Source organism: Halomonas sp. H10-9-1 (assembly GCF_040147005.1).
GTDB lineage: Bacteria > Pseudomonadota > Gammaproteobacteria > Pseudomonadales > Halomonadaceae > Halomonas.
Genome location: NZ_JAMSHO010000001.1, coordinates 40,195 through 61,897, shown reverse-complemented (window position 1 = coordinate 61,897; position 21,703 = coordinate 40,195). Strand labels below are relative to the sequence as shown.

The following is a 21,703-nucleotide window of genomic DNA, read 5'->3' as shown; positions in this document are numbered from 1 at the left end:
TCGTAATCTTCCACCCCGCAATCCTCACACGACCAATAGATAATACAACTTAAGTATTGCGCCAAAAAAAATCTTCGCAATCATGACATTGCAGACCTCCTGCCAGAAAGAAGAGGCTCGCGATGCGGTAATGGCTTGCAACAAAAACGGCAACATGACCAGCGCCAGGTTGCCGACAAGAGGGAATCAGGTAGCAATGTCCTGGCTTCGCGCCCTAACCGATACGCTCAAGCTGTCGCTCCAGCTTGCTCATGGCATTCAGCAGGTCACGGTACTCGCTGGCACTCAGCGTGGAGACCAGTTCAGACTCCCAGGAGTGAGCATCGGGAATAAGCCCCTCCAGCAATCGCCCTCCTTCCTGTGTCAGATGCAGATCATGGACACGCTGGTCGCGAGGTGAGGGACTGCGCTTGATCAGGCCTCTGTCCTCCAGGGCCTGTATCGCGCGTGATACCCGTGCTTTATCCATGTTGGTGTACGCACAAATTTTCTTGGCGGTCAGGTCATCGCAGTGGCTCAGCCATGACAGCACTCGCCACTGGGCGACGTTGAGGCCATAACGCTGGGAGTACATACGCTCCAGCTCATCGCTGATGCGGTCCGCCAACTTGTTCAACCTGTAGGGGAGAAACTGATTGAGATCTATCTCTGGCTTGGAATGGCCAGCAGCCTGGCTGCTGGCCTTCTCGGTCACTCCTGTGTGTGGCGCACTTTCCTCTATATCCATAGTAATGGCCTAGTAAAGCAGGTCAGGAAGGAAGAGTACGATACCGGGGAGCAACAGCACCAGCAGGGCGCGGATCGTGCCCGCCACCCAGAACGGCGTCACCCCGCGGAAGATCGTCCCCGTCGCCACATCCGGCAGTACCGCACGAAGCACGAAGACGTTCATCCCCACCGGAGGCGTGATCAGGCTGATCTCGATCACGATCACTACCAGGATGCCGAACCACACCAGGTCATAGCCGAGCCCCGCCACCACCGGGAAGAACACCGGTACCGTCAACAGCAGCATCGACATGCTCTCGAACACGCAGCCCAGCACCACATAGATGGCGATGATCGTCAGGATCACCACGAAGGGCGCCACGTTCATGCCGGTGACCAGGTTGAGCAGATCATTGGGCAGCCCCGCCCGGTTGATGAAGTTGGCGAAGATCAGCGCCGTCAGCACCACCGCAAACAGCATCGCCGTGGTACGCACCGTGTCCATCAGCACGTTCATCAACACTCGCGGTGACAGGGAACGGCGCATCAGGGCGATCAGGAAGGCCCCCATCGCACCGATACCCGCCGCCTCGGTGGGCGTGAACACGCCCAGATAGATGCCGCCGATTACCAGCACGAACAGCGCCAGGGTACTGCCCACGCTCTTCAGCGCGGCGATGCGCTCCGGCCAGGGCACCCGCTCCGCCGCCGGGCCCGCGTCGGGGTCGCGCCACAGCACCCACTTGACCGCCCCCAGGTAGAGGAAGATCCCGAGGATGCCGGGAATGAAGCCTGCGGCAAACAGCTCGCGGATACTGGTCTCGGTGAGGATGCCGTAGATCACCAGCATCACGCTGGGCGGAATCAGGATGCCCAGAGTGCCGCCGGCGGCGATGGAGGCCGAGGCCAGCGAGTCCTTGTAGCCATACTTGCGCATCTGCGGCATGGCGACGCGTCCCATGGTTGCGCAAGTGGCAAGACTGGAACCGCAGATGGCACTGAAGCCACCGCAGGCCACGATGGTAGCCATCGCCTGGCCGCCCTTGCGGTGTCCCAGAAAGCCATTGGAGGCCCGGAACAGGGCATCCGACAACCCGGCATGGGAAACGAAGTTGCCCATCAGGATAAACAGCGGGATCACCGACAGGCCGTAGTCCATGGCGGTATCCACCACCCGCCGCGCCGCCATCGACTCGGCAGCGCTCACGTTACCGGTCAGGTAGTAGAAGCCGGCGAAACCGACGATCCCCATCGCGAAGGCCAGGGGGACCCGCAGGAACACCAGCACCAGCAAAGCCGCAAATCCGTAGAGTGCTTCAGTCATGGTTCCCTCCTGGGCTCAGCGGGCCGCCTCGCTTGACCACCTTGAACCCTTCCAGCAGATACAGCACCGCCCGCGCCAGGGTCAGCAGCGCCGACAGGGCCAGCATGATCGAGATCAGCCCGATCAGGTAGCCGTAGGGAATGCGCAGAAACTCGGTGACATCACCCCACGAAAAGGCCCGTTCGGCCAGGGCCCACACGCGCAGGGACATCACCCAGAGCGCTGCCGTCACTACCAGGTTCACCAGCACTTCCCGCACCCAGATGAACCGAGAGGGAAAGATGGCATCCAGCAGGTCCACGCTGACATGCTCCTGCCGCCAGCACACTACCGGCAGCGACAGGAACACCAGCGCCGCCAGCATCAGCTGCGTCAGCTCGACAGCACCAAGGATCGGCGAGTTGAAGAAGTAGCGGCCGCCCACATCCACCGTGGTCAGCAGCATCATGCCGAAGAGCGTGGCGCCCGCCACCCCCTCCAGCATCAACTGCAGTACACGGCCAACGCGCGACCATTGTGATACTGAGTTTGTCATGGTGATTTCTCGCCTTGGCTAGCGTATTACTCGCTCACGACCTGATCCGCGATACTCTCTTCTTCAGCAGCCACTTCCAGCTGGTCACGGAAGAATTCGATGGCAGCCATGCCATCCACTCCGCGCTCCTCCATGGAAGCTGCCCAGTCCGCGACCATCTGGTCACTGATCTCACGGAGGCTCTCGACATCAGATTCGGGAACCTCTGTGAAGGTATTGCCCTGCTCTTGGGCGAATGCCACGCCGCGGGCATCCACTTCATCCATCATGTGCCCGAAAAGCCGCGACAAGGGTTCGCCGGATACCTCCAGGATCGCCTCACGATCTTCGGGAGATACCCGCTCCCAGAACATCGGGTTCATGGCAATGGAGAAGCTGCCACGATAGAAGCCACCATCCACGGTCAGGGTATGCGGCAGCACCTCAGCTACCCGGAAGCTGCGCAGCCCCTCCTCGGTCAGCATGGCGCCATCGATAACCCCTTGGGAGGCCGCCTCGTACACGCCGGTAGGGGGCAGCGCCACGCCGGTCAGGTCTAGCGCCTGGGCGAGGTCACCCATCACGCCACCTCCGACGCGAATACGCTTGCCCTCCAGGGCGTCGAGGCTCTCGACCATTTCCCCGGTAAAGATCTGCCCGGGGCCATGCACCCCGACAGCCACGACATCGACACCGCGGTGCTCACCAGCCTCGGCCAGGAACTCCTGATGGGCTCGCCAATAGGCGGCTGAGGCATCCTCTGAGGAGAAGTCCTCGAAGGTGGGGAATTCCGGAAGCTTGGTCAGCTCGAAGCGCCCCGGGTTGAAGCCATGGAAGACCCAGGTGGCATCGCCTATGCCATCGGCAACGATCTCCATCTGTGAGTCGGGGGGCCCCATGTCATGCACCACCTCAAGGGTCACGCGCCCCTCGGTGGCCTCCTCGATCCAGGCCTTCCAGGTTGGCCAGACGATGGTATTGATGCCGTGATTGGGTCCCCCCCAGGTGCTAACCGTGAGGGTGGTCTGGGCCAAGACGGGAGTCGACATGGCGAGAGTGGCGACACCGGCGGCACCCAGTATCAAGCGAGCGGATTTATACATTTTTTCGTGCTCCTGATTCATCAAGGGGGTCGCGGAGAAGCGACAGATGGCGCTTTCCATGGCGGACACCATGCCGGCATAAAGTATCTATCGCAACTAAATTGGCGGCATACACCATTAGACTTAAGTTTAATCAACGCCGAAATATACTGATTTCAGTCAATTTTTTAAGCCTCCGACTGGCAAACTCCCCAGTTGTTTCTCAGCCAATGCTGGACATATAGTTTCAGTAGTAACTATGCTGCCGATTCACAAGACGCCAAGCGCGACCCGACGACACCGGAGGAAGCATGAGCAAGAAGTTCGCATCCCACGCCGACACGGAAGAGAAAGAGATCAGCTTCGACAAGCTGGCCGAAGGCCTCTACGCCTACACCGCCGAGGGCGACCCCAACACAGGCGTGGTGATCGGCGATGACAGTGTGATGGTCATCGACACCCAGGCCACGCCGATCATGGCTCAGGACGTGATCCGCCGTATCCGTGAGATCACCGACAAGCCGATCAAGCACGTGGTGCTGACCCACTACCATGCCGTGCGGGTGCTGGGGGCCTCCGCCTACGAGGCCGAGAACATTTACGCCAGCCAGCACACCTACGACCTGATCGTCGAGCGCGGACAGCAGGACTATGAGTCCGAGGTCGGCCGCTTCCCGCGCCTGTTCAAGGGTGTCGACTCCGTGCCCGGCCTGACCTGGCCGAACATCGTCTTCCAGGAAGAGCTGACGGTCTACATGGGCAAGCGCGAGGTGCGCATCATCCACCTGGGCCGCGGCCACACCAAGGGGGACACCATCGTCTGGCTGCCCGAGGAGAAGGTGATGTTCTCCGGCGACCTGGTCGAGTTCGGTGCCACGCCCTACACCGGCGACGCCTATCACGAATACTGGCCTGCCACCCTGGACCGCCTGCAGGCCATGCAGCCCGAGAAGCTGGTGCCGGGACGCGGCGAGGCGCTGCAGACACCCGAGCAGTGCCAGGAGGCGATCCAGGGCACCCGCGACTTCCTCGCCGACATGTACGAGAGCGTCAAGGCAGGCAAGGCCGCCGGCAAGTCACTCTCCGAGTGTTACTCCGAGACCTACGCCAAGCTCAAGCCCAAGTACGGCCATTGGGTGATCTTCGATCACTGCCTGCCCTTCGATATCACTCGCTGCTTTGATGAGGCGGGTGGCGAATATCCGGATCCGCGCATCTGGACCGCCGAGCGCGATACCGAGATGTGGCACTCGCTGCAGGAAGCGGTAGAGAAGCAGTAACGGATCAGGGCAACCGCCGATGCCAAGGCATCGGCGGCCTTTCGGGAGCACGCCATGCCAACCACTTACAAGAATCCTGTCTATCCCTATCGACGCCCGACGGAGCTCGACCAGTCATCGACCCGACACTGCCCCGTGGTGATCGTCGGTGCCGGTCCCTCCGGCCTGACCGCCGCAATCGACCTGGCTCAACAGGGCATCGACAGCGTACTGCTGGACGACAACAATACCGTCAGCGTCGGCTCACGAGCGATCTGCTTTGCCAAGCGCACCCTTGAGATAATGGATCGACTCGGCTGTGCCCAGCCCATGCTCGACAAGGGCGTGACCTGGCAGCACGGCCGGGTGTTCTTCCAGGAGCGCGAGGTCTACGACTTCAACCTGCTGCCGGAGGAGGGACACCGCGTACCGGCCTTCATCAACCTTCAGCAGTACTACCTCGAGGAGTACCTGGTCGATCGGGCCGAAGATCTGAAGGAGCACATCGACCTGCGCTGGCTGCACAAGGTCACCGAGGTCGATGCCAAGCCCGAACATACGGCGATCACGGTCTCTACCCAGGATGGTGAGTACCGCCTCACCTGCGACTACCTGTTGGTCGCCGACGGCGCCAACAGCAAGATCCGTGACATGCTCGGCCTGGAGAGCAAGGGGCAGATCTTCCAGGACCGCTTCCTGATCGCCGATGTGATCATGAAGGCCGACTTCCCCACCGAGCGCTGGTTCTGGTTCGACCCGCCCTTCCATCCCAACCAGTCGGTGCTGCTGCACAAGCAGCCGGACAACGTCTGGCGCATCGACTTCCAGCTTGGCTGGGATGCAGATCCGGAAGAGGAGAAAAAGGAAGAGAACATTCGCCCCCGCGTGCAGCAGATGCTCGGCGAAGAGGTCGAGTTCGAACTGGAGTGGGCCAGCGTCTACACCTTCCGCTGCCGCAAGATGGACAACTTCATCCATCACCGGGTGTTCTTCATGGGCGACGCCGCCCATCAGGTCTCCCCCTTCGGCGCACGCGGCGCCAACGGCGGCGCCCAGGGCATCGACAACCTGGCCTGGAAACTGGCGCGCGTTCTCAAGGGCGAGGCGCCAGACGCCCTGCTAGAGACCTACAACACAGAGCGCCAGCACGGGGCAACGGAGAACATCCTCAACTCGACACGCGCCACCGACTTCATCACGCCCAAGAGCCGCGTCAGCCGGCTGTTCCGCGACACTACCCTGGAACTGGCCGAGCAATACCCCTTCGCCCGCAGCCTGGTCAACAGCGGCCGTCTGTCGATGCCCTGCCGTTATGAGGACTCGCCGCTCAATGGGGACGACGATCACAGCTTCCCGAAAGAATTGCGGCCCGGCAGCCCGGCCAAGGATGCGCCGATCCGGCTCTGCGGCGAGAACGCCTGGTTGCTCAACCAGCTCGGTAACCGTTTCGTGCTGCTGCTGGACGCCCGACTCGCGACCAGCCAGGCCGAAGCGCTGGCACCGGAACTCGAGACCCTACTCGAGTCGCAGCCATATCTGGACCTATTAGTCCTGGGGCCGGCTTCCCGGGCACTGAGCGGCCTGCCGCGAACCACCCTGATGGAGGATGCCGATGGCCTGGTCGTCGAGCGCTATGGCCTGGGGCCGGGGGCTGCCTATCTGGTCCGCCCCGACCAGCACATCACGGCGAGATGGGCGGAGTTCCAGCGCAGTGCTGTCGAAACCGCCATCGATCGCGCTCTGGGAAAGCATCTTGTAGAGGAGGCCTCCCCCCATGTCACGGCTTGAGCTGAACCCGAACTTCACCGATCCGGATGCCTTCTACGCAGCCCTGACCGATGCCCATCGGGAGCGCAGCGAGGCAGAAAGCGAACAGATCAACGCGCGACTCATCCTCCTGCTGGCCAACCACATCGGTGAGCAGCAGGTCCTGGAAGAAGCCCTGACCCTTGCCACCCGCGACGCCGAGAAAACGCGATAACGGGTCACGTCAAAACAACGAAAGGCACCGAAGAGGACACAGCAATGGCTGAACAACTGAGCTATCAGAACGGTTTTCGCAACCACTTCTCCACCGAGGCCCTGCCGGGGGCGCTGCCCGAAGGCCAGAACTCGCCGCAGAAGTGCCCCTATGGGCTCTATGCCGAGCAGCTGACCGGCTCGGCCTTCACGGCGCCCCGGCACCAGAACCTGAGGAGCTGGCTCTACCGCATCCGCCCCTCGGTGGTGCAGAGCGCCTACCAGCCGCTGGAGAACCGTCAGGTCCATACCTCGCCGCTGGACAAGCCTGCCGCCGACCCCAACCAGATGCGCTGGGATCCGGCCCCGCTGCCCTCCGAGCCCAACGACTTCATCGATGGCCTGCTGACCATCGCCGTCAACGGCGATGCCGGTGCCCAGACCGGTGTCGGGGTGCATGTCTATGCCTTCAACGAGGACATGACCGATCGCTTCTTCTACTCAGCGGATGGCGAGATACTCATCGTACCCCAGCTTGGCGCGCTGCATCTGCGTACCGAGTTCGGTGAGATCGACGTCGAAGGTGGCGAAATCGCCGTGATCCCCCGCGGTATCAAGTTCCAGGTGCGCAAGGGTAAGGGTGTCGATGCCGCACGCGGCTATATCTGCGAGAACTACGGCAGCCCGCTCGAGCTGCCTGGCCTGGGGCCCATCGGCGCCAATGGCCTGGCCAATCCGCGTGACTTCCTCAGCCCCGTGGCCGCCTATGAGGACCTCGAGGGTGACTTCTCGCTGGTCGCCAAGTTCTCCGGCCGCTTCTGGGAGACGCGCCTGAACCACTCGCCGCTGGATGTGGTCGCCTGGCACGGCAACTACGCGCCTTACAAGTATGACCTGGCCAACTTCAACACCATCAACACGGTCAGCTTCGACCACCCCGACCCGTCGATCTTCACCGTGCTGACCTCGGCCTCGGATACCCCGGGAATGGCCAACCTGGACTTCGTCATCTTCCCGCCGCGCTGGATGGTGGCCGAGAACACCTTCCGCCCGCCCTGGTTCCACCGCAACCTGATGAGCGAGTTCATGGGCCTGATCCACGGCGAGTACGACGCCAAGGCCGAAGGCTTCCTGCCGGGTGGCGCCAGCCTGCACAACTGCATGTCGCCCCATGGCCCCGATGCCGAGACCTTCGACAAGGCCTCCAACGCCGAACTGAAGCCGCAACATCTGGGTGATACCCTGGCCTTCATGTTCGAGAGCCGCTATGTCTATCACCCCACCGAGGCCGCTCTCGCCACCGAGTATCGCCAACGCGACTATGTGGATGTCTGGTCGACCCTGCGCTCCAACTTCACCCCAAATCAGCGCTGAGCCGGACCGATGCACCAACGCGGGGCCTTCGGGCTCCGCCCCTGACGAAAGGACCGAATTCGAATGAAACTGGCAACCTTGAAGAAAGGCCGCGACGGCGAACTGATCCTCGTCTCTCGTGACCTCTCCCGTGCGGTAAGTGCCGCCGACATCGCCCCGACGCTCCAGCAGGCGATCGAGGCCTGGGACGCCGTTAGCCCCAAGCTCGAGGCCCGCTACGCTGAGCTCAATGACGGCAAGGCCGAGCGGGCCTTCGACCTCGACCAGAGTGCCCTGCACTCTCCCCTGCCACGCACCTACCACTGGGCCGACGGCTCTGCCTACCTCAACCACGTCCAGCTGGTCCGCCAGGCGCGCAACGCCGAGATGCCCGAGACCTTCTGGCACGACCCGCTGATGTACCAGGGCGGCGGCGACAAGTTTCTGGCGCCGACCGAGGACATCGAGGCGATCAGCGAGGAGCACGGCATCGACTTCGAGGGCGAGATCGCCGTGGTCACCGACGATGTGCCCATGGCCGTCACCCCCGAACAGGCCGCCAAGCACATCAAGCTGGTGATGCTGGTCAACGACGTCAGCCTGCGCGGCCTGATTCCCGGCGAGCTCGCCAAGGGCTTCGGCTTCTTCCAGGCCAAGCCCGCCTCCGCCTTCTCGCCCATCGCCGTCACCCCGGACGAGCTGGGTGATGCCTGGCAGGAGGGCAAGGTGCACCTGCCGCTGACCGTTCACCTCAACGGCGAGAAGTTCGGGGAGCCCGAGGCCGGTCCCGACATGATCTTCAGCTTCCCGCAGCTGGTGGCCCACGCGGCTCGCACCCGCTATCTGGGCGCCGGCGCCATCGTCGGCTCCGGCACCGTCTCCAACCCGGACCCCGATGGCGGCCCCGGAAAGCCGGTGGCAGATGGCGGCGTGGGCTACAGCTGCCTGGCCGAGGTGCGCATGGTGGAGAAGATCCTCCACGGTGACAGCAAGACCCCCTTCATGCGTTTCGGTGACCGGGTTCGCATCGAGATGTTCGACCGTGAAGGCAAGAGCATCTTCGGCGCCATCGACCAGCAGGTCGTCAAGTACGAATCCAGGTAAGCCAGCGGAGATGCGATAATGACCACGCTCTACGGCTACTTCCGCTCGTCGGCCGCCTACCGGGTGCGGATCGCGCTGAACCTCAAGGGGATCGACTACGACCAGTCACCTGTCAACCTGGTCAAGGGTGAGCAGCGGGAAGCCGCCAACCTGGGGCGCAACCCCCAGGGCATGGTGCCCTCACTGGTCACGGATGCAGGCGTCACCCTGACCCAGTCGCTGGCCATCTGCGAATACATCGATGAGCGCTACCCGGACCCCCCGTTGCTCCCGGCGGACGTCACCGAGCGTGCCCGGGTTCGTGCCCTGGCCCAGGTCGTAGCCTGTGAGATCCACCCGCTCAACAACCTCCGGGTGCTCAAGCACCTGGTAGGCGAGCTCGGGGCGGATGACGAGACCAAGCTCGCCTGGTACCGCCACTGGATCGCCGAGGGCTTCCAGGCGCTGGAGTCCCTACTCACCAGCGAGGCCGGAACCGACGATTTCTGTCACGGCGATACACCGACTCTGGCGGATATCTGTCTGGTGCCTCAGGTGTATAACGCCGAACGCTTCGAGTGCGATCTATCGGCCTACCCGACGATCCAGCGCATCGTCGCCAACTGTCGTGCCCTGCCGGCCTTCCGGCAGGCGGCACCGGAGGCGCAGCCGGACGCCCCCTGATAGACACTGGCGGGCGCCACCGAGCGGGCACGGCATACGGCATGACGCCGTACCGTGCCCGCTTTTACGTCACGACACGACAAGATCAAGGAGGACCCCATGCTCCGGCTGACTTCCCCTGCCACCATCATCGTCCTGGCCGCACTGACCGCCCTGGGTCCTCTGGCCACCGACATGTACCTGCCGGCCATGCCGGCCATGGCCGAGGCGCTGAATACCGGGCCCGACCAGATTCAGCTGACCCTTAGCCTCTACATGGCAGGCTTCGCCATGGCCCAGCTGCTGTGCGGACCGATCTCCGACCACTTCGGGCGGCGCCCGGTGATGATCGCCGGCTTCACCCTGTTCCTGCTGGCCAGCCTGCTGTGTGCCTTTGCCCCGACTGTCGAATGGCTGCTGGCGGGGCGCTTCCTGCAGGCCTTCGGGGGTGCCGCCGGCCCGGTGTTGGGGCGCGCCGCAGTGCGCGATATCTACGGCCCGGTCGAGGCTGGACGTGTGCTTTCCTACATGGCCAGTACCATGGCAATGGCCCCGGCGCTTGCGCCGGTGGTAGGGGCGGGGCTGCTGCTGTTCTTCGGCTGGCAGTCGGTCTTCATGCTGCTGGCGGTCTATGCCGCCATCATGCTGCTGATTCTGGCGCTGCTGATGCCCGAACCGCTGCCACCAGGTCGCCGACAGTCGGTGGCCCCCAGGGTGATCCTGGCCAACTACCGCATGCTGCTGACCCAGCGTAGCTTCGTCGGCTATACCCTGATCAATGCCAGTGGCTTCGCCGGCCTCTTCGCTTTCCTCTCCGGCTCCTCCTTCGTGCTGATCGAATACATGGGGCTCTCCCCCTTCCAGTACGGGGTCGGCTTCATCCTGATCGTGGTGGGGTTCTTCTCGGGCACCCTGTTCAGCGGGCATTACAGCCACCGACTGGGGCGAGACCGGCTGCTGATGCTGGCGACCCTGATGTGTGCACTTGCCGGCACCATCATGGCGCTCCTCGCCTTAGGCGGCGTCCACCAGCCCTGGGCAGTTATCGGCCCGCACATCCTGTTCCTGTTCGGCTTCGGGATCGTGATGCCGCAGAGCATGGCCGGCGCCCTGGCACCGAACCCGCAGTGTGCCGGCTCGGCCTCGTCGCTGTTCGGCTTCCTGCAGATGACCATCGCCGCCCTGGGCGGCGCCCTGGTCGGCCAGTTCCACGATGGCACCTCACGCACCATGGCCATCGCCATCGCACTGGGAGGGCTCGTTTCGCTTGGGGCCTATCTGGCACTCATACGGCAGGGAAGCCGAGCCACAGGCAACTCTCGCGAAGGTTGCCGTCAAGGGTGAACTGAGCGCCTACCAAGCATGGGCTGGTCACTGCGTCCAGCCCAGCTCTTGCTCCACATCGCTCAGGCGCTGTCCCGATCGATGAGGGTTCCCTCCTGCGCCTCCTCGATAGCAGCCATCACTTGACCGACGTCCGCCACGCGATTCGCCAGCGCCAGCGCCAGCTGCGCCAGGAAGTGGCGCTCCTCACTTTCCGGGAGCTCATCCAGGGTATTCGCCAGTCGTTCGTAGACTTGCTCGAGATCGGCGAAGGGCAGTGTGGTATCGGTCATGGTCATTCTCCTCCCAGGGCAGTAGTCAGGGCCGCGGTCAACTCGGCCGGATCGAGCACCATCCAGCGGGCCGCCACGTGACGGTCGGGGCGAACCAGGTAGGCGCTGCCGGGCCGGGCCCCATAGCCGGCGAACAGGCTGCCATCCACATCGACCAGGGTCTTCTCGTCACCCGGCGTGCGTGACGCACGCTGCAGGGTGATATCCAGGCCGCGGGAGCGGAGGTCGTCGAGCGTCTGCTCCAGTCCCGCGTCGATACGTCCATCCTCGCTGAAGTGGAGGAGGTTGAAGCCGCTGCCGAGATGATCGAGCAAGAAGTCATCGTCGCCCAGGCGGCGATTGATCAGCGGCGCCCCCGGGATGGGGCCGGCCTCGAAGGCGGGATCATCGGCCAGGGTCAGCGGGCTCTCCGCATAGGTATAGGGGGTCACCTGGCGAGGATTGGCGAAGCCGCTGGCATAGTCGTTGTGGTAGGCCAGCGCCAGGGCGGCATCGCGCATCAGCGCATGGCCGCGGGTGGGCGGCGTCATGAAACGCGTGCTCTTTCCGGCATTGGCGAAAACATCCAGGGTGGCACCGCGGCGCTCCGGGCTGTAGCTGTCCAGCAGCCGATCCGGGGCCTGCCCCTTGAGGACAGCCGCCAGCTTCCAGCCGGCATTGGCGGCGTCCGCCAGGCCGTTGTTAAGTCCGCGCACGCCGAAGATCGGTACCAGGTGGGCGCTGTCGCCGATGAACAACACGCGTCCATGACGATAGTCATCAAGCGCCAGGGTGTAGGCCTTGTAGAGGCTCCACCACTCCAGCTCCCAGTCACCCTGCTCGTGCATCACGTCACGCACGATCAGCTCGACCTTCTCACGAATGCGCTCCTCGAGAACTGCCTCTTCGGGGTCTTCGCCCGACGCCAGCTGATAGTCGATGCGCCAGATATCGTCGGGCTGCTTGTGGACCAGGATGGTGGTGTCGGGCATCGCCTTGGAGTGGAAGAAGGCACGCCTTTCGGTCGGAAAGTCGGACTTCAGACGCACGTCGGCGATCACATAGCGACCCTCGTAGGCCTGGCCATGCAGGGAGAGCCCCAGGGCCTCGCGAATCCGGCTGCGCCCGCCGTCGGCGGCCAGCAGGTAGTCGCACTCCAGCCGATAGTCCCCCTCTGGCGTGGTCACCTCCAGGATGGCTCCGTCATCACTCTGGCTGACGCCGGTGAGCCGGCTCTGCCAGCGCATCTCGATCAGATCACTGGCATGAGCCTTGTCGATCAGGAACTGCTCGATGTACTGCTGCTGCAGGTTGTACATCGGGTAGTAACGCTCCTGATCGGAGTGCGGCATGCGAAAGCGATAGATCTCACGATCACGGAAGTAGGTACGCCCCTGGGTCCAGCCCAATCCCTTCTGCTCGAAGGGCGCATCGACACCAAGCTTCTGCAGGATCTCGAGGCTGTGGCGGGAGATGCAGATGGCGCGAGAGCCGTCATTGACGGTGTCCTTGTCGTCCAGCACCACGGAGGCGATGCCGTGACGGGCCAGTTCCAGGGCGGCCGTCACTCCCACGGGGCCGGCACCCACGATGGCTACCGGGTGGCGCACAGCCTCACCTTCCAGTTCAGGTGGACGCACAAAGGGGAAATACGGGTAATCGAAGTAGAGTGAGTCGGTCTCTGAGCGTCCGGCGGGTCGCATGGACACCTCCTGCAGGGGTTGGGGTTTTTGTGGTCTGACGTGGACGCAGCGTATCCCCGTGCTACCCTCCCCTCATGTCCCCTGAAAAAGGGGACGCCTGGCCCTTCCCCCTCGACCAAGGTAGTAGCCGATATGTCGACTGGACTACCCGATAACCAGGCACCCGACTGGCCGGCACTCATGACTATCCTGGCCGACTGTGTGGCCGAGCTCGGCAACGCGTCGTTCGGCGATCACCTTACCGCCCTGCTCCGCAGGAGCCTGGGCATCGAGCAGTGCATCCTGTTCGCCTATACCCGCGGCGACGCCATGTCTTACCTGCTGGTGGAGAACAGCCGCTATCCCAAGGTTGCCGGGCGACTCGCTCGCCTCTACGCCGGCGGCCTGTTCCGTCAGGACCCCAACTATCCCAGGCTTCACGAGCTGCTTGAGGCAGGTGATGGGCGAGCAGAGGCCGAACTGATCCCCATGCCCAAGGACATGTCACCGGCCTACCGCAGCCACCTGTTCGCCTTCCCGGACCTGGCCGACAAGGCGTCCATAGTGATCCCTGCCCCCGATGCCATCTACTACCTGAACCTCTATCGGGACCTGGCCCGCGGGCCTTTCAGCCACCATGATCTGGAAGGCTTACAGGCCCTAACGCCTCTGATCGCCAGCCTGATCCGGCGCCACTACCGCCAGGCACGACCGGCCGCCCTGCCCGCCCGCCACGAGGACGCGGAAGCCCTCCAGACACTCTCCGAGCGCGAGCGAGAGCTCTGTCTGCTCCTTTTACACGGCCATACCCTCAAGACAGCCGCCTCCGAGCTCGAAATAGCCCTCTCCACCGCCGAGACCTTCCGCAAGCGCGCCTATGCCAAGCTCGAGGTGCGCTCCAAGGCAGAGCTGCTGGGGCTGTGTCGACGAATCTGACTACCAGAACCGAAAAGCCCCAGCATCAGGCCGGGGCTCTCAGAAGCGGCCGCTAGGGCCTTACTGTGTGGCACGACTGTCGAACGCCTCGGCGTTGGGGCAGAAGCTGCGGCACTCTTCCACATCGGCGCCGGCACGCATGGCTTTCCAGCACTTGCCAACGACTGGGCAGCCGTTGCAGGTAGCACGCATTGCGTCGTATCCCGGGTCGGCAGCCAGCTCCCCATCCTGGAGGCCAAAGCGCTGCATCATCACCGGCATCAGGGTCCTGGCCGGCACGAAACCGAAGGGCTGCCCGTCCTGAAGCTGGCGCGCCATCTCACGCTCGAAGTGGGCATCCAGGGGCGTATTCAGATCCTCGAGCATCTCGCCGTAGGTACCTGCGGCCTCATGCTGCATGTCCTGAACCAGCCGCGGGGTAGTTGCCCGGTAGCAACGCTCTGACAGACGGGCCCACCACGGCTGGCGGGAAGCATCGGTGCGGGGTGTGGTTGTGGTTGTCATGGCGTCTCTCCTGTCGTGATGCAATGGCATGTGAGGAGTATCGTGGCAGAGCCATGAAAGCACCTTGACCCAGATCATATAAAGTTTCATATGAAACCATATTCAACAACCGGTGAACCCGCTGGCCCTCGGCGCTACACTAGCGGCCGTCCATTCGCCCCAGCCGAGGCCACGCCGATGAGTCACCACCTGCTCTCCGTCGATTCCCTGTCCCGCGACGATGTCGATCACCTGATGCGGGTCGCCGCCCGCATGGAGCCCATCGCCCAGCGGCGCCAGGTCACCCGAGTGCTGGAAGGGGCGGTGCTCGGCAACCTCTTCTTCGAGGCCAGCACCCGCACCCGGGTCAGCTTCAACGCCGCCTTCTGCCGGCTGGGCGGCAGCGTCTGCGACACCACCGGCTTCACCTTCTCCTCCATGGCCAAGGGCGAGTCGCTCTACGACACCAGCCGGGTGATGAGCGGCTACTGCGACGCCATCGTGATGCGCCACCCGGAGCTCGGTTCGGTGGCAGAGTTCGCCGCCGCCACCCATGTGCCGGTGATCAACGGCGGCGACGGCCCCGGCGAGCACCCCAGCCAGGCATTGCTCGACTTCTACACCATCGACAAGGAGTTCAGCCGCCTGGGCAAGGGACTGGCCGGCGCCCACGTGCTGATGACCGGCGACCTCAAGTACGGGCGCACCGTGCACTCGCTGATCAAGCTGCTGTCGCTCTATGCCCCCATGCGCATTACCCTGGTGGCGCCGCCGGGGCTGGAGATGCCCAGCCACCTGGTCGACCTGGTCGCCTCCCGGGGGCATCGCATCGAGCAGCGCGACAGCCTGGCCCAGGACTATGCCGACGTGGACGTGGTCTACACCACGCGCATCCAGAAGGAGCGCTTCACCGCCGAGATGAGCGAGGGTTTCAGCCTCTCCCGGGACTTCACCGTGGACCGCGCCTTCCTCGACGCCCGCTGCGGGCGCGACACCCTGGTCATGCACCCGCTACCCCGCGACAGCCGACCCGAGGCCAACGACCTCGACGTTGACCTCAACAGTGACCCGCGCCTGGCGATCTTCCGCCAGACCGACAACGGCATCCCGGTGCGCATGGCGATCTTCGCCACCCTGCTGGAGGTGGACAACCTGATCGAGCAGGAGCTGCGCCCGGTACGCTGGTTCGTGCCGCCGCGCGTGGGCGTTGACGACCCGGCACTGTAAGCAACGCGCACTTTCGCCGCGCTCGCCTATGCTGAGGGATGATCCTTCCCACTGGCGGCAAGAGGCACCACGACATGAACCTGCACCGCGCCTATCGGCTCCTGGCACTCTTCTACACCGTGCTGCTGCTGGTCGGGGCCATCGCCCTGCTGGCCGGCGGCGGCACCGCGCTGTCGCTGGCTCAGCTGGCCCTGGGGGCCATGGCGGTGGTGGGATTGTGGGGCTATATCCTCAAGCGCGGCTTCATGAATCCACGCATGTGGCGCCCCCTGGCGGCGCTGCTGGCGGTGGCGGCCGTGGTGCAGCTGTGGGCAGTGCTCAACCTGTCGCTCTCCGGCGAGCTGCTCACCTGGATGCTGGCCAGCGCGATCTTCTCGGTACTGCTGGTGGTGATCCTGTATCGCTACGGCGACCGCGACCAGGCCCTCTGGGCCACGCCCGAGGAGCTCGAGGCCGCCCGGCGGCTGGAGGCGCTGCTGGAGGAGGGTGACGGCCCGCTGCAGGCCGAGGCAAGTGACGGGCAGCGCGAGTCTCGGGTCACGGTGACCCGCGACGGCGACGGGTTCCGCGCCAGCGTGACTCGCCGCCGCCACGCCAAGCGCGAGAGCTTCGAGGAGCGCTTCCACCACCCCGCCACCCTGGTGTTCTTCCTGGAGAAGTTCGCCGGCGTCTCGGTGCAGGACTTCACGCGTCCCGACGCCGCCTGAGGCATCAGCGCTGCACCGGCCCTTGGCCGGGCAGCCCCTCCCGGGCGGCAAACCAGCGCTCGACGATCAGCACCGCGCTGATGCCATCGACCCCCTCATCGCGCCAGCTGCCGCGATGGCCGCGTTCCCGGGCGATCAGCTTGGCCTCGCCGGTGGAGCCGCGCTCGTCGACCATCTCGCAGGGTACCCCGTAGCGGCCGAACAGGCGCTTGCCGAACTTGCGGGCGCGCGTGCTCATCTCCTGCTCCTCGCCCGCCGCGGTGAGCGGCAGGCCCACCACGAAGAGGTCCGGCTGCCACTCCTCCACCAGCCGCCCGACCCGCGACCAATCGGGAATTCCCTCCCGGGCCGGCAGCGGGTCCAGCTCCCGGGCGCTGCCCAGCAGTTCGTTGCCGACCGCCACGCCGATACGTCGGGTGCCGAAGTCGAAGCCCAGGATCAACCGCTCGCCCTGCCTGGCCATCAACGCCCTCCTGCCATCCGTCGCGTCCGGTTCACGAATGCCCCGCCTCGCGGGTCATCAGGTTGAGGTCGATGCCGAGGATCCCGGCGGCGGCGCCCAGGCGCTGCTCCGGCGGCACCTCGAAGAGGATGTCGCCGCGCCCCTCCACGGTGAGCCAGGCGTTGTCGAGCAGCTCGGCCTCGAGCTGGCCCGACTCCCATCCGGCACAGCCCAGGCACACCAGGAAGTGCTCGGGGCCGCGACCGGCGGCCAGCGCCTGGAGCATGTCCATGGAGGTGGTCAGGGCGATCTCCTCGGTGACCTGGATGCTGGAATCCCAGTCGGCGCTCGAGCCGCGGTGCAGGATGAAGCCGCGGTCCTTGTGCACCGGACCACCGTAGTAGACCGGCGCGTTGCGGTGCGGGCTCTCCTCGCCGCCCAGCTCCAGTTGTTCGAAGAGCGCCTCCAGGGTCAGCTCGAGGGGGCGGTTGATGATCACCCCCATGGTGCCCTTCTCGTCATGGTCGCACAGGTAGGCGAGGCTGCCGGCGAAGTTGGGATCTTCCAGGTGCGGCATCGCCAGCAGGAAGTGATCTTTCAGGCCGAAGTTTTCCACGGATTGCATGAGACTCCCCGGCGGTCCTAACGCACGCCGAAATTGTTGCCTTGGCCGAACCGCCAGACGCGGGTGATGGAGAGCGAGTCCAGGTTGCCCATGCCCGCATCGAAGGGACGATAGGGGCCGGCACCGTTAACGGTATCCAACGCCGCCTGGTCGAGTTCGGAATGTCCCGACGATTGTATCACCTCCGCCTGGCGCAACTCGCCGTCGCGGCCGATCACCACCCGAATGCGCAGCTGCCCCTGGAGATGACGCGGCGCCGGATGCACGCGATTGCCGTAGGCCTCGACGCGACGGGTCCAGTCGTCGATATAGCGCGCCTCGGCGGCACGCTGGGCGGCCTGGCGGGGGGCACCGGGATCGCCGGGCGACTCGGGAGCGAGACCCTGCTCACGGATGCTGCGAGTGGCGTCGGCAAGCAGGTCACGTCCCGAGGCGGTGGGTGCCGCAACTTGGGGCTCGGCCTCGGCGTCCGCCGCCTGGGGCGCCTCGCGGGGCGTGGGCGGCATCGGGTTCTCGGCCTCGGCTTCCGCCGCCGGGGGCGCCTCCTCGACGGGGCGCGCCTCAGGGGCGACGCGTTCGGCCGCTTCGGGCTCCGCCGGCGTGGCGGGGTCGACATCCGTAGCCCCCTGCTGTGAGGCAACGGGGGCTTCCACCGGGGCGGAGCGCGACTCTGCCGGTGCCTCCTCCTGCTCGCTGCCGGAGGCCTGCTGGTCGACCTCGGCGATGGCCTCGGCCTCCACCGGTGCCTCGCTTTCGCGGGTCACCAGCACCACATCGAGGCTTTTCCGCTCGGCCGGCGGGGTGGCGAACTGCCAGCTGGCCACCACGCCGATCACCGCCAGGTGCAGCAGCAGTGCCAGCGACCAGGCCAGCCAGCGCCGATAGGGCCGGGTGACCGGGGCATACTGGATGGGGTCGCCGGCGATCAGGGACATGGCGGCCTCGCCTCTCAGCCTCGCGCCGTTGCCAGACGACGCTCGATGGCATCCATCAGCAGGCCGGCGATATCGGTGCCGCGCTGATCATCGATCTCGCGCACGCAGGTGGGGCTGGTCACGTTGATCTCGGTGATGTAGTCGCCGATCACGTCGAGGCCCACGAACATCAGGCCCTTCTCGCGGATCATCGGCTGCACCTGGCGGATCAGCCAGTGGTCACGCTCGGTGAGCTCACGGCTCACCCCGGTACCACCGGCGGCCAGGTTGCCGCGGGTCTCGCCGGCCATGGGCACCCGGGCCAGGCCATAGGGTACCGGCTCACCATCCACCAGCAGGATGCGGGTGTCGCCATCCCTGATCTCGGGCAGGTAGCGCTGGGCCATGATCTGGCGCTGGCCGCGCTCGGTGAGGGTCTCGATCACCGCGCCCAGGTTGCGCCCCTCGGGGCCGACGTGGAAGATCCCGCTGCCGCCCATGCCATCTAGCGGCTTGAGGATGACGTCGCCGTGCTCGGCGTGGAAGGCGCGCAGCTCGGGCTCGCTGCAGGAGACCAGCGTCGGTGCACAGCACTGCGGGAACTGCTGGGCGAAGAGCTTCTCGTTGCACTCCAGCAGCGCCCGGGTAGGGTTGACCACCAGCACGCCATCGCGCTCGGCGAAGCCGAGCAGGTGCACGGCATTGAGGAAGTGGGTATCCACCGGCGGATCCTGGCGCATCAGGATCACATCGAGTTCGGCCAGGGGCCGCGGCTCGGGCTCGCCCAGGTCGAACCAGTGGCCGGGGTCGCGATGCACCTCGAGGTCGCGCAGGCGGCCGTAGGCGCGGCCATCGCGCAGGAAGAGGTCGCCGGGCTCGAGATAGTGCAGCGTGGCGCCGCGATCCCGGGCGGCCCACAGCAGGGCCAGGGAGGTGTCCTTCTTGTAGGTGATGTCCGCGATGGGGTCCATCACCACGCCGATCTTCAGCGCGCGTTCACTCATGGGTCGGATTCCGGTCAAGAGTATGGATGGGGCCAGTATGCCGGCTACTCGCCGCCGGGCGCCAGCCGGATGCCGTTGGGCGAAAGGCTGATCAGTCGGCGCTTGTAGAGGCGGCCGATGGCCTGCTTGAAGGCGTTCTTGCTGACCCCCAGGCGCGCCTTGATCTCGGCGGCGTCGCTCTTGTCGCCCAGCGGCAAGTAGCCGCCACTCTCGCGCAGTGCCTTGAGCACGGCCTCGCCCACCACGTCCAGGCGCGCCTCGCCGGGGGGCAGCAGCGAGAGGTCCAGGCGGCCATCGTCACGCAGGCGCTTGATGTAGCCGGTAACGCGCTGGCCACGGCGCAGCGGTCGGGTCAGGTCATCACGATAGAGCACGCCCCAGAAGCGATGGTTGACCACCGCCTTGAGGCCGAGGTCGGTCTGCTCGGCGATCACCAGGATCACCTCATCGCCGGCGGCGAGCCCCTCGGCCTCATCGGCGACGAAGCGCTCCAGCTTCTGGGAGGCCACCGGCCGCCCCTGCTGGTCCGTGTAGATTCGCACCAGCACCCGCTTGCCGACGCTGGGGCGGAAGCGCTGCTCCCCGTAGGGCAACAGCAGGTCGCGGGGCTGCCCCCAGTCGAGGAAGGCGCCGGTGTCGTTGACGGTGACCACCTCCAGGTAGGCCACCTCGCCCACGTCACACCTCGGCGCCCGGTAGCGTCGCCCGGCGGCGGGGCGCGGCGTGCGCGGTTCACGTGAATCGGACATGAGGGGGCTCCCTGAAAAATGGATGATGCCGCCGGGGTCTGACCGGCAAAGGATGGGCGGCGTCGAGCGGTGGCGAAGAGGGATGCGGCAGCGTCAGCCGTTCCCGTCGAGGTCCCCGAAACGGTACTGCAGCAGGCTGAGTGCCACCACCGGGGCGGTCTCGGTACGCAGGATGCGCGGCCCCAGGCAGAGCGGCGCGAAGCCGGCCTCGCGGGCGGCCACGACCTCGCCCTCGGCCAGCCCGCCCTCGGGGCCGATCAGCAGCGCCACGCTCGCGGGCGCCGACTGCTGTGCCAGCGCCCCGGCGCTATCCGGATGCAGCACCAGGCGCAGCGTCTCGTCGCGCCCGGCCAGCCACTCGGCCAGGGCGAGTGGCGGGTTCACTGCCGGCACCACGGCGCGTCCGCACTGCTCGCAGGCGCTGGCCGCCACCGCCTGCCAGTGAGCGAGTTTCTTCGCCTCCCGCTCCCCCTTGAGGCGCACGTCACCATGCTCGGTGTAGAGCGGCGTGATGGCGGCCACGCCGAGCTCCACGGCCTTCTGGATGGCATAGTCCATGCGATCGCCCTTGGAGATCGCCTGGCCCAGGTGCACGGCCAACGGCGACTCGGCGGTACCGGACGCCACCGACTCGATACGCGCCACCACCCGCTTGCGCGAGGCCTCCACCAGCACCGCACTGGCCTCGAGGCCCGCACCGTCGAACAGCCGCAACGCGGCCCCCTCGCCCAGGCGCAGCACGCGAGCCACATGGCGGGCCGGCCCCTCGGGCAGAACGACGTCGCCGCCGACACGAAGGTCGGCGGCGACGTGGATACGCGGCGATCTCTTGATCATGGCTTGATCTTCACTTCAGGGCCACGGTGCTGCGTTACTGGGTCGTCTCGGCGCCCTGGGCCTGCTCGGCCTCGCGCTGCTTCTTGCGCGCATAGATCGCCTCGAAGTTGACCGGCGCCAGCATCAGCGGCGGGAAGCCGCCACGGTTGACCAGGTTATCGATGCACTCGCGGGCATAGGGGAAGAGCACGTTGGGGCAGAAGGCGCCCAGGGTGTGGTCGAGCTGCTCGCCCTCGATGCCGGTGATGCGGAACAGGCCGGCCTGCTCGAGCTCGGCCAGGAAGGAGGTGGTTCCCTCCTCGCTGTGGGTCACCTGGGCGGTGACCTTGATCACCACCTCATAGAGGCCATCACCCACCTTCTCGCTGGTGGTATCCAGGTTCAGGCCCACCTTGGGCTTGAAGGGCTGCTGGAACACCGACGGCGAGTTGGGTGCCTCGAAGGAGATATCCTTGACGTAGATGCGCTGCACGGCGAACTGCAGCTGCGGCTTGTCCTGCTGGCCGGCGGCCTGGCCGTCGGCGCCCGGGTTGTTCTCTTCCGCCATGGGAAAGGTC

General features: G+C 65.4%; 24 protein-coding genes. 10 read left to right on the top strand and 14 right to left on the bottom strand.

The window, feature by feature from the left end; all coding sequences use genetic code 11:
- Positions 1-214: 214 nt before the first annotated feature.
- The 4 genes from NFH66_RS00290 to NFH66_RS00275 form a co-directional block, all read right to left on the bottom strand.
- Complete coding sequence (locus NFH66_RS00290; protein ID WP_349607414.1) at positions 215-607, bottom strand: MarR family winged helix-turn-helix transcriptional regulator; 393 nt, start codon at positions 605-607, stop codon at positions 215-217.
- Between the two features lie 129 nt (positions 608-736).
- Positions 737-2,032 (bottom strand): TRAP transporter large permease, encoded by a 1,296-nt coding sequence (locus NFH66_RS00285; RefSeq protein ID WP_349607413.1) that lies wholly within the window; start codon positions 2,030-2,032, stop codon positions 737-739.
- The gene (locus NFH66_RS00280) at positions 2,025-2,567 is read right to left on the bottom strand and encodes a TRAP transporter small permease (protein ID WP_349607412.1); all 543 of its coding nucleotides are present in this window, start codon (positions 2,565-2,567) and stop codon (positions 2,025-2,027) included. The genes NFH66_RS00285 and NFH66_RS00280 overlap by 8 nt, the downstream gene beginning before the upstream one ends.
- A gap of 26 nt (positions 2,568-2,593) precedes the next feature.
- Positions 2,594-3,649 (bottom strand): TRAP transporter substrate-binding protein, encoded by a 1,056-nt coding sequence (locus NFH66_RS00275; protein ID WP_349607411.1) that lies wholly within the window; start codon positions 3,647-3,649, stop codon positions 2,594-2,596.
- Between the two features lie 290 nt (positions 3,650-3,939).
- Between NFH66_RS00275 and NFH66_RS00270 the strand changes: the two genes are divergently transcribed.
- From NFH66_RS00270 to NFH66_RS00240, 7 genes are all read left to right on the top strand, one after another.
- The gene (locus NFH66_RS00270) at positions 3,940-4,908 is read left to right on the top strand and encodes an MBL fold metallo-hydrolase (RefSeq protein ID WP_349607410.1); all 969 of its coding nucleotides are present in this window, start codon (positions 3,940-3,942) and stop codon (positions 4,906-4,908) included.
- 54 nt (positions 4,909-4,962) lie between these two features.
- Positions 4,963-6,675 (top strand): FAD-dependent oxidoreductase, encoded by a 1,713-nt coding sequence (locus tag NFH66_RS00265; protein ID WP_349607409.1) that lies wholly within the window; start codon positions 4,963-4,965, stop codon positions 6,673-6,675.
- Positions 6,662-6,868: a DUF2783 domain-containing protein gene (locus tag NFH66_RS00260; protein ID WP_349607408.1), complete on the top strand. Its 207-nt coding sequence runs from the start codon at positions 6,662-6,664 to the stop codon at positions 6,866-6,868. Before NFH66_RS00265 ends, NFH66_RS00260 begins: the two co-directional genes overlap by 14 nt.
- A gap of 44 nt (positions 6,869-6,912) precedes the next feature.
- Positions 6,913-8,220 (top strand): homogentisate 1,2-dioxygenase, encoded by a 1,308-nt coding sequence (hmgA, locus tag NFH66_RS00255; RefSeq protein WP_349607407.1) that lies wholly within the window; start codon positions 6,913-6,915, stop codon positions 8,218-8,220.
- 63 nt (positions 8,221-8,283) lie between these two features.
- Positions 8,284-9,303, top strand: a complete 1,020-nt coding sequence (locus NFH66_RS00250) for a fumarylacetoacetate hydrolase family protein (RefSeq protein ID WP_349607406.1) — start codon at positions 8,284-8,286, stop codon at positions 9,301-9,303.
- A gap of 18 nt (positions 9,304-9,321) precedes the next feature.
- Positions 9,322-9,966 (top strand): maleylacetoacetate isomerase, encoded by a 645-nt coding sequence (maiA, locus tag NFH66_RS00245; RefSeq protein WP_349607405.1) that lies wholly within the window; start codon positions 9,322-9,324, stop codon positions 9,964-9,966.
- Positions 9,967-10,065: 99 nt separating this feature from the next.
- Positions 10,066-11,289, top strand: a complete 1,224-nt coding sequence (locus NFH66_RS00240) for a multidrug effflux MFS transporter (protein ID WP_349607404.1) — start codon at positions 10,066-10,068, stop codon at positions 11,287-11,289.
- A gap of 62 nt (positions 11,290-11,351) precedes the next feature.
- Here the strand turns inward: NFH66_RS00240 and NFH66_RS00235 are convergent, their stop codons facing one another.
- Positions 11,352-11,561 (bottom strand): hypothetical protein, encoded by a 210-nt coding sequence (locus NFH66_RS00235; RefSeq protein ID WP_349607403.1) that lies wholly within the window; start codon positions 11,559-11,561, stop codon positions 11,352-11,354.
- 2 nt (positions 11,562-11,563) lie between these two features.
- Positions 11,564-13,243, bottom strand: a complete 1,680-nt coding sequence (locus NFH66_RS00230) for an FAD-dependent monooxygenase (RefSeq protein WP_349607402.1) — start codon at positions 13,241-13,243, stop codon at positions 11,564-11,566.
- A 132-nt stretch (positions 13,244-13,375) separates the two neighbouring features.
- Here NFH66_RS00230 and NFH66_RS00225 point away from each other — a divergent pair, with 132 nt between their 5' ends.
- Positions 13,376-14,158 carry a LuxR C-terminal-related transcriptional regulator gene (locus tag NFH66_RS00225; RefSeq protein ID WP_349607401.1) on the top strand — a complete coding sequence of 261 codons (783 nt, stop codon included), beginning with the start codon at positions 13,376-13,378 and terminating at the stop codon, positions 14,156-14,158.
- Between the two features lie 60 nt (positions 14,159-14,218).
- Here NFH66_RS00225 and NFH66_RS00220 read toward each other — a convergent pair whose 3' ends face one another.
- Positions 14,219-14,662 carry a hypothetical protein gene (locus NFH66_RS00220; RefSeq protein ID WP_349607400.1) on the bottom strand — a complete coding sequence of 148 codons (444 nt, stop codon included), beginning with the start codon at positions 14,660-14,662 and terminating at the stop codon, positions 14,219-14,221.
- Between the two features lie 177 nt (positions 14,663-14,839).
- Between NFH66_RS00220 and NFH66_RS00215 the strand changes: the two genes are divergently transcribed.
- Positions 14,840-15,868, top strand: coding sequence for an aspartate carbamoyltransferase (locus NFH66_RS00215; protein ID WP_349607399.1), 1,029 nt, complete (start codon positions 14,840-14,842; stop codon positions 15,866-15,868).
- Between the two features lie 74 nt (positions 15,869-15,942).
- Positions 15,943-16,575 (top strand): hypothetical protein, encoded by a 633-nt coding sequence (locus NFH66_RS00210; protein WP_349607398.1) that lies wholly within the window; start codon positions 15,943-15,945, stop codon positions 16,573-16,575.
- Between the two features lie 4 nt (positions 16,576-16,579).
- Here the strand turns inward: NFH66_RS00210 and ruvX are convergent, their stop codons facing one another.
- The 7 genes from ruvX to secB form a co-directional block, all read right to left on the bottom strand.
- A complete protein-coding gene (gene ruvX, locus NFH66_RS00205; RefSeq protein WP_232912974.1) occupies positions 16,580-17,038 on the bottom strand; it encodes a Holliday junction resolvase RuvX in 459 nt (152 codons plus the stop codon).
- A 31-nt stretch (positions 17,039-17,069) separates the two neighbouring features.
- The gene (locus NFH66_RS00200) at positions 17,070-17,642 is read right to left on the bottom strand and encodes a YqgE/AlgH family protein (protein WP_232912975.1); all 573 of its coding nucleotides are present in this window, start codon (positions 17,640-17,642) and stop codon (positions 17,070-17,072) included.
- Positions 17,643-17,659: 17 nt separating this feature from the next.
- The gene (locus NFH66_RS00195) at positions 17,660-18,577 is read right to left on the bottom strand and encodes an energy transducer TonB (protein ID WP_349607396.1); all 918 of its coding nucleotides are present in this window, start codon (positions 18,575-18,577) and stop codon (positions 17,660-17,662) included.
- 14 nt (positions 18,578-18,591) lie between these two features.
- Positions 18,592-19,560, bottom strand: coding sequence for a glutathione synthase (gene gshB / locus NFH66_RS00190; protein WP_349607394.1), 969 nt, complete (start codon positions 19,558-19,560; stop codon positions 18,592-18,594).
- Positions 19,561-19,604: 44 nt separating this feature from the next.
- Entirely contained in the window at positions 19,605-20,309 is a 705-nt protein-coding gene (locus NFH66_RS00185; RefSeq protein ID WP_349607392.1) for a CvfB family protein, read from the bottom strand.
- A gap of 93 nt (positions 20,310-20,402) precedes the next feature.
- Positions 20,403-21,146: a 16S rRNA (uracil(1498)-N(3))-methyltransferase gene (locus tag NFH66_RS00180; RefSeq protein ID WP_349607390.1), complete on the bottom strand. Its 744-nt coding sequence runs from the start codon at positions 21,144-21,146 to the stop codon at positions 20,403-20,405.
- Positions 21,147-21,180: 34 nt separating this feature from the next.
- Positions 21,181-21,693, bottom strand: coding sequence for a protein-export chaperone SecB (gene secB, locus NFH66_RS00175; protein ID WP_161431738.1), 513 nt, complete (start codon positions 21,691-21,693; stop codon positions 21,181-21,183).
- Between the last annotated feature and the right edge of the window lie 10 nt (positions 21,694-21,703).